The organism is Actinomycetota bacterium (assembly GCA_018334075.1).
In the GTDB taxonomy this organism is placed as follows: Bacteria; Actinomycetota; Coriobacteriia; order Anaerosomatales; family UBA912; genus JAGXSC01.
On sequence record JAGXSC010000029.1, the window covers coordinates 1 to 6,536 of the forward strand.

Genomic DNA, 6,536 nt, shown 5'->3' on the forward strand with positions numbered 1-6,536 from the left:
CTCGTGGCTGAACATGGTCGAGCGATTCTTCCGCGACCTCTCCGAAAACCGCCTCAAGCGCGACAGCTTCACCAGCGTGGCCGATCTCGAGCAGGCGATTGCGCAGTACATCGAGCATCACAACAAGGATCCCAAGCCGTTGATCTGGACTGCCAGCGCCGCCGACATCCTCGCCAAAGTCACCCGCGCGAAGGCCGCCCTGGCGCGAGTGGCCAGATAAGTGCAGAACAAATTGGCGCACCACACTAGCCGGGCTGGGAGGCCACCGGCGCTGCGCGCTGCGCCTGGCGCGCCGCCCACTGCCGGGCCAGGGCGCGCACCTCGGCCGGGCAGTCGCCGAAGCGGCGCAGCCAGAAATCACGCAGGCCCATCGCCGCGGCCCGGTTGCGCGGGTCGGCAAAGGCGGCGCGCACCGCCCACCACCAGCTTTTCGGGGTCAGTGCCCCGGTAACCGTGCACCCGAGCAACGCGCGCCCATAGCGCCGCATCAACCCCGAGGCGCTGCGCACATAGATGCGCCAGCGCACACCCGCCGGCGCATTGCGCTGCGCCCACAGCAGGCGGTTGCGGGCGCTGAAGTACTCCTTGAGCGGCGAGTCCTCGCCGCCGAACGACACCGACACCTTGTGCCACAGCCTGGCCTGCGGCACGTAGGCGCAGGTGTAACCCGCGCGCCGCACGCGGCTGCAGAAGTCGACCTCCTCGTTGTTGAGGAAGAAGCTCGGCTCGAGCAGCCCCACTTCGCGAAAGACCTCGGCGCGCACGAACATCGCGCAGCCGATGACCCACTCGGTTTCGGTCAGTTGGTCGTACTGGCCCCGGTCGAGCTGGCCGGCGCCGTGCTCGTTGAAGCTCAGCGTCTTCGCGTCCCAGTAGCCGCCGGCGTACCACAGGCGCTGCGGGTCGGCGTGGAAATAGATCTTGGCGCCGAACACACCGGCCTGCGGCATGCGCCGGGCGGCGTCGACGAAGGCCTCGACGATGCCGGGGTCGACGATGGTGTCGTTGTTGAGCAGCAGGACGAACTCGGCGCCGGCGTCGAGCGCGTGCCGTATGGCAGTGTTGTTGCCCCCGGCGTAGCCGAGGTTGGCGGCGTTCTCGATCAGCTCGACTAACGGAAACGCCTGCCGGATGGCGGCCACCGAGCCGTCGCTCGAGCCGTTGTCGGCGACGATCACGCGGTGGGCGCCGCCCGGAATGCGCGAGACCGACTCCAGGCAGGCCAGCGTGTCGGCGCGGCCGTTCCAGTTTAGGACAATGAGAGCGACCTGCTGTGCGCCCATCATTTCGCAGTCTTTCGTCTCGGCCTGTCGAGCCGCCAGCCAACGTGCCGCGCCCACCACTTACGCAACGACAGACGATCCGCGCGCCTCGCTGTCGCCGCGAATCCCGCGTAACAAGGGGCCAGTGCTTCCCACCGTTGACGCCAGCGCGCGTCACCACCAGTGACAGCGCGCCGCCAAACCCAGGTGGCCTTGGCTGTAAACTCGCCTTCGAAGTCTCGTCTTGGGCCGCGCTGGCTTGCAGCTCGGCGCAGATTCGCAAAGGCGTCGCTATATGCCACCTCATGCTGGATGATCAATCGGTCAAAGACAAAGATCAGTTCTTCCCTCGATGGATCTAGATTGCCGGCGCTGGTGCTACTGCAGTGGTAGCGAAACGTGGCCAGCGGCGTATCTATCCAAGCTAGGCCCGTGTTAGTTGCCGCACGCATCCAGAACTCCAGGTCGCATAAGTGCGCTAAATCTGAGTTGAAGATGCCGAAGCGCTCAAACAGCGAGCGGTGAAGCAGCGCGGCGGTCGGCTCGCCGAAGAAGTTCCGTTGCTCACGAAGGACGCCCTCGCAGACGGCGTCAGCCGTAACGTCGGTTGCGTGGCCTAGCACGTCGTGGATACAGGGCAGCGCGCGGTATGTGCTGCTGACCTCCTCTGGGGTAGCGTCTTCGAACAAGAACTCTCGGCGTGCAAAGACGATCGGCCGTGTGGCCCCGGCGGCGAGCATGCGAGCAAGGCAGTCGGGGGCCAGCAGGTCATCCTGAAAGGCGAACTTGATCCAAGGAGCACGCGCAAGCTCGAGGCAGCGGTTCCAGTTGCCTACGAGTCCTAGGTTGTGTGGGTTGCGCGTTACGCGCACACGCGCGTCACGCGCTGCATATTCGGTCGCCAACGCCGGCGTACGATCGCTCGACGCGTCATCGACGAGAAGCAACTCAAAGTCTGCATGCGACTGTGCCAAGATGCTCTCTAGACACGGGCGCAGGTATCGCTCGCCGTTGTAGGTCGGCACGCAAACACTCACAGTGGGCGTGGGCCTGTCCATTACAGAGCAAAGAATTCAGTCGGTGAGAGCGTCGACAGGCGCCAAGTGTCACAGTCGTAAAAGTATGGCGCAGGCAACATGCGGTGCATCTGTTTCAGTCTCTAGTCCGAAGTTCATCGGTGCTGCAGGAACTTCGGTCTAGTACTTCGTTTCAGTAAAACATTGACGATTAGGTCATTTGGAAGTCAAAGCTCTTCCACTGGAACCTGACTGGTTGGGCATTCATTTCGTCGATGCCTTTGAGGATGCGCTCCTTGAGCTCATCCAGCGAGGCAACGCGAATGTGCCGCAGGAAGCTGCGCGCCATCTTGGAGAGCGCGGACTCAACCAGGTTGAGCCAGGAGCCGTGCTTGGGCGTGTGCACGTACTCGAAGCGGCCAGGACGGCTGGCCAAGTACGTCATCGTCTCCTTGGAGATGTGCGCGCTGTGGTTGTCCAGCACGACGCGGATGATGGCCTCAGGCGGATAGTGTTGGTCGAGACGGCGCAGCAGCGAGATGAACTCCACACTGCGGTGGCGCGACTCGGGCGTTGGCGATGATCTCCCCAGTATGCAGGTCCAGCGCCGCCAGGATCGACAAGGTGCCATGGCGGACGTACTCGTGATCGCGGCCGATGCCGGCGTACTTGTTCGGCACTGGCGGCAGAGATCTGGCGCCGTCGTGCCCAGCGCTTCGCACCCCAGGCTTCTCATCGACACTGACGGTGTACACGGGCAGGGGTCGCGCATCGTGCACCGCCTCGGCACGGTAGAGGTTGTGCGTCGCGGCAAGACCATCAGCACTTCGGCCATCTTGCGCTCGAACTGTTTGTCGCGTTGCTCGAGGTAGTAGCGCACGCGGTGGGGCTTGAGTTCGTGCGCGCCAAGGATGCGCCAGACGGCGCGTCTTGCCGGCGCGGGTCAGCCTGGGAAACCCCGCCGCCGTCGCGTGCGAAGCCACATACCGAAGGCTTGGCAGTGCGGTGCGATGTCCCGACCCCTTCCGCCTCGGCCGGCGAACGCGCCAGCGTACACACCGTCACCCGATGGCCGCTGGCCTGCAGGTAGCGAATCATGTTGAAGGGCCGGATATTGCCGCCCCGCTTGGACGGGTACGGGAATCGGTGGCAGAGGTAGAGGATTTTCAATGTGAGACGTGCTCAGAGTGCGTGGTTGGACGAACCAATTCGATCACCGTGAACGAAACGAAATATTCGCCAACCCACGGTAACGCCGCCAACATTCGACCCAACCCACGACGAAAGGCTGACCCACCAAAGGAATGCTCTTCAAGTCGGGCGATTCGTAGACCTGATTCATGCACGATTTCCAAAAACTTCGACAGGTCCAGTTCGTTGATGTAGCCTTGCTCCCGAAACGAGGACCATTGAATCCACTTGTTCGGCTTCTTGTTGCCTTGCTCGTCGAGATCCCAGTGACGAGGCACAAACTCCTCAAGCTCGTAAATGCGCTCAGCAGCACGAAACATCGCTTCCTGCCCGAACAAGACATGTGCCCATGGCACGGGGATCAGAGACTCCATGTGCGGACCCCAGGGGCCCTTGTAGGGAAACCACTCCAGTACGCAACGCCCGCCGGGACGCAACACCCTGTGCCAGTCCTTGAGGACGGCCAAGGGCGACATGACATGCTCAAGGCAGTCAAACGCAGCAATGATGTCCACTGAACTATCGGGCAGCGGCAATCCGTCAACGTTGCCTTGGACGAATTTGATCTCTACAGACGGATCAAGCTTGATTTTCGACAGTTCTCGCCGAGCGCGCTCCAATGCGGGGGCGGAGAGGTCGACACCAACCACGCTCCGTGGGTGCTTCTCTGTAGCCAGGTAGAAAGCGAGAGCACCATCTCCACAACCGAAGTCAAGGACATCCTTACCGCCGAGATCAACCTCGGAAAATGCGGACCAACTCCTTGACAGCGAGTCACGCCTCCAGTCTTGGTAGGCACCATAGTCGATGGTTCTGCGTGCTGGCGGAGGTAACCGCCGACGCGCGATCTCAAACAGTAGCGCTGCCCGGAGCGACATTGGTGATACCCCTCTGCGTTCGACCAAACACATTAGTGATCCGTCGCGGCCGAGTTGTAGTCGACGACTCGCGCCCCACCAGCCTTTCCTGCGCAGCGTTCAGCGTGGTCTGCGGCCGGTGGGGGTGTGGCTGGCGTCGTGCAGTCGCTGGCCGAGGACTGCTGAATGGCCGCGCGCACGGCCGGTGTGGTAGTGGCGTTCTTGTGCAAGGCGATCAGCATGCTACCCCCGGGTTTGCTATCCTGCCATGACGGTCCGCAGCACCTCGCGGCCCAGCAGCAGGGTTCGCCGATTATGCAAAAGCCGATCATCTGGGACCCGACAACACTAGGGAATTGCTGGATAAGCAGCATCGTCGATGTGGGGGATTAAGTAAAGGTTTCAAGGGAACAAAGTACTAGCTGGATCGTCCTGGAATCACGCGCCGAAGAGCTGCTGCCATCTTGTGGACAGGACGGCCTTCGAGCCACGAGAGCTTGGACCGCAGCGACGAAGCTTCGCGCCTAGCGGCGTCGAGCTCGGCCTCCAGTTCTCGTACCTGCTCACACACGAGTTGCAGCGCTGCGTGGCATTCAACCGGTTCGACTGCTGGAACCGCCTTAACTACAAACTGATAGGTATCAGCCTCGGGGTTGTGCTTCATCACATAAGAGCGAAAAGGTCGATCACTTTCAGAGTCTGGCGTATTGAACTCAGTCTGGGCAGGTGATACGCGATTGCGTTCAATCGAGGCAACGACATAGCCAGCCTGCTCAAAAGTCTGGCGCATCGTGTTGCGAGTGAAGAAGCGAATGTGGGTATCGTCTAGCAATCCTCTGTCACGGTACTCGAAGCGGCCGTTGGCCAACTCGAAGATCACCGAGTAGTGGGCTATATTGGGAATCGACGCAACCACGTAACCAGATCGCTTGATGAATGGCTGGACCGCTCGCAAGGCATTGACAGGGTCACGTAGATGTTCAAGAACATCAGCAAAGGTCACGACGTCGAATTGCCGGTCGCCTAATGCTGCTGCGAGATCGATCTGCTCGATGTCCCCGATCACGAGATGCTCGCAAAATGGACGCGTCTGCTCGGCGGCAACTGGATCGATTTCGATGCCGACAACACGGCATTTCATGTCTCGCATTGCGCGAGTGTGATATCCAAGTGCACAACCTACCTCCAACACTTCCTTCGACTCACCGATTAGCTTAAGCACTCGGGAGTTCGCGGGAGTTGGGAGTCGGTCTTCAGGGTACGTGTACTTCGACATGTTGAGAACCAACGCAGGTGGGCTTTGAATTAAGGCAGTGGAGGCCCCACGTACCTTCAAGTTCAACAAATCCGTCACCGCGAGTCACATTCGTCTCAGCGCCCCGCTTGCTAGTGACACAAATAGACCGCACGCTCTCGCTGTAAAAAACAGGCTGGAATGTTTCGCCAAGGGCGACACCAAGCCGGAGCGAATAGACGCCAGGGAGAAATGGGAATCTCTTCACTCTGAAGGTGACTTGATAGCGACCGGGCTCAAGCAGAGGCTTGCTGATCGCTCCGATGCTCTGTGAAGTGGCGAGGAAGAAGAAGTCGGTGGTGTGGACACCAAGTCCGAATATCGGCGACGGTACGATGCGTTTCACCTCGTACTCAATTCTGAATTCGACATCCTGAAGGTGATGTACAGCGTCAGTAGGGAAGCCATCTTGGTCAAACACCTCAACCGCCACCAGTTCAAGGTCTCCGCTCGACTGCGTGCGCCCGACACGGGCGTTTCCCCTGTTGGCAAGTATCTGCTTGTCGCTTGCCCGGTAGAAGGAGTCGCACACGTCTGCCGGTGGCCCGTCTGCGATCACCTTGCCGTGGCTAAGCAGCATTGTTCGGTTGCAGAGCCGTTCGACCTGCCGGATGTTGTGTGATACCAAAATGACCGTGCTGCCATGACCATTGATGAGGCTTTGCATGCGGTCGAAGCACTTCCTCTGAAACGCCAGATCCCCCACCGCCAGCACCTCGTCGACGATCAGGATCTCGGCCTCGATGCTGGTCGCCACCGCAAACGCGAGCTTGACCTGCATGCCCGAGCTGTAGCGCTTGACGGGGGTGTCGATGAATTCGGCCATCTCGGCGAAGTCGACGATCTCGTCGAACTTGCGGTCGATCTCGGCCTTGCGCATGCCGAGGATGGCGCCGTTGAGGTAGACGTTCTCGCG

6 protein-coding genes and 1 pseudogene are annotated in these 6,536 nt (G+C 60.7%); 1 reads left to right on the forward strand and 6 read right to left on the reverse strand.

From position 1 onward, the window contains the following. Positions 1-220: IS630 family transposase (locus tag KGZ89_04050; protein MBS3974020.1), on the forward strand; the 220-nt coding region annotated here is incomplete at its 5' end. Between the two features lie 25 nt (positions 221-245). Here KGZ89_04050 and KGZ89_04055 read toward each other — a convergent pair. From KGZ89_04055 to KGZ89_04080, 6 genes and pseudogenes are all read right to left on the reverse strand, one after another. Beyond that, positions 246-1,286, reverse strand: coding sequence for a glycosyltransferase family 2 protein (locus tag KGZ89_04055; protein ID MBS3974021.1), 1,041 nt, complete (start codon positions 1,284-1,286; stop codon positions 246-248). Beyond that, positions 1,283-2,287 (reverse strand): glycosyltransferase family 2 protein, encoded by a 1,005-nt coding sequence (locus KGZ89_04060; GenBank protein MBS3974022.1) that lies wholly within the window; start codon positions 2,285-2,287, stop codon positions 1,283-1,285. The genes KGZ89_04055 and KGZ89_04060 overlap by 4 nt, the downstream gene beginning before the upstream one ends. Positions 2,288-2,489: 202 nt before the next feature. After that, positions 2,490-3,264: pseudogene (locus KGZ89_04065) on the reverse strand (IS630 family transposase). Positions 3,265-3,444: 180 nt separating this feature from the next. Beyond that, complete coding sequence (locus KGZ89_04070; protein MBS3974023.1) at positions 3,445-4,347, reverse strand: class I SAM-dependent methyltransferase; 903 nt, start codon at positions 4,345-4,347, stop codon at positions 3,445-3,447. Between the two features lie 397 nt (positions 4,348-4,744). Next, the gene (locus KGZ89_04075) at positions 4,745-5,602 is read right to left on the reverse strand and encodes a class I SAM-dependent methyltransferase (protein MBS3974024.1); all 858 of its coding nucleotides are present in this window, start codon (positions 5,600-5,602) and stop codon (positions 4,745-4,747) included. Continuing rightward, a partial coding sequence (locus KGZ89_04080; GenBank protein ID MBS3974025.1) for an ABC transporter ATP-binding protein occupies positions 5,580-6,536 on the reverse strand: 957 nt, incomplete at its 5' end. The genes KGZ89_04080 and KGZ89_04075, both read right to left, overlap by 23 nt.

Excerpts from the sequence above, each read along its gene's own strand:
- KGZ89_04055 (MBS3974021.1), bottom strand. The coding sequence starts at position 1,286 with ATGATGGGCGCACAGCAGGTCGCTCTCATTGTCCTAAACTGGAACGGC.
- KGZ89_04070 (MBS3974023.1), bottom strand. The coding sequence starts at position 4,347 with ATGTCGCTCCGGGCAGCGCTACTGTTTGAGATCGCGCGTCGGCGGTTA.
- KGZ89_04075 (MBS3974024.1), bottom strand. The coding sequence starts at position 5,602 with ATGTCGAAGTACACGTACCCTGAAGACCGACTCCCAACTCCCGCGAAC.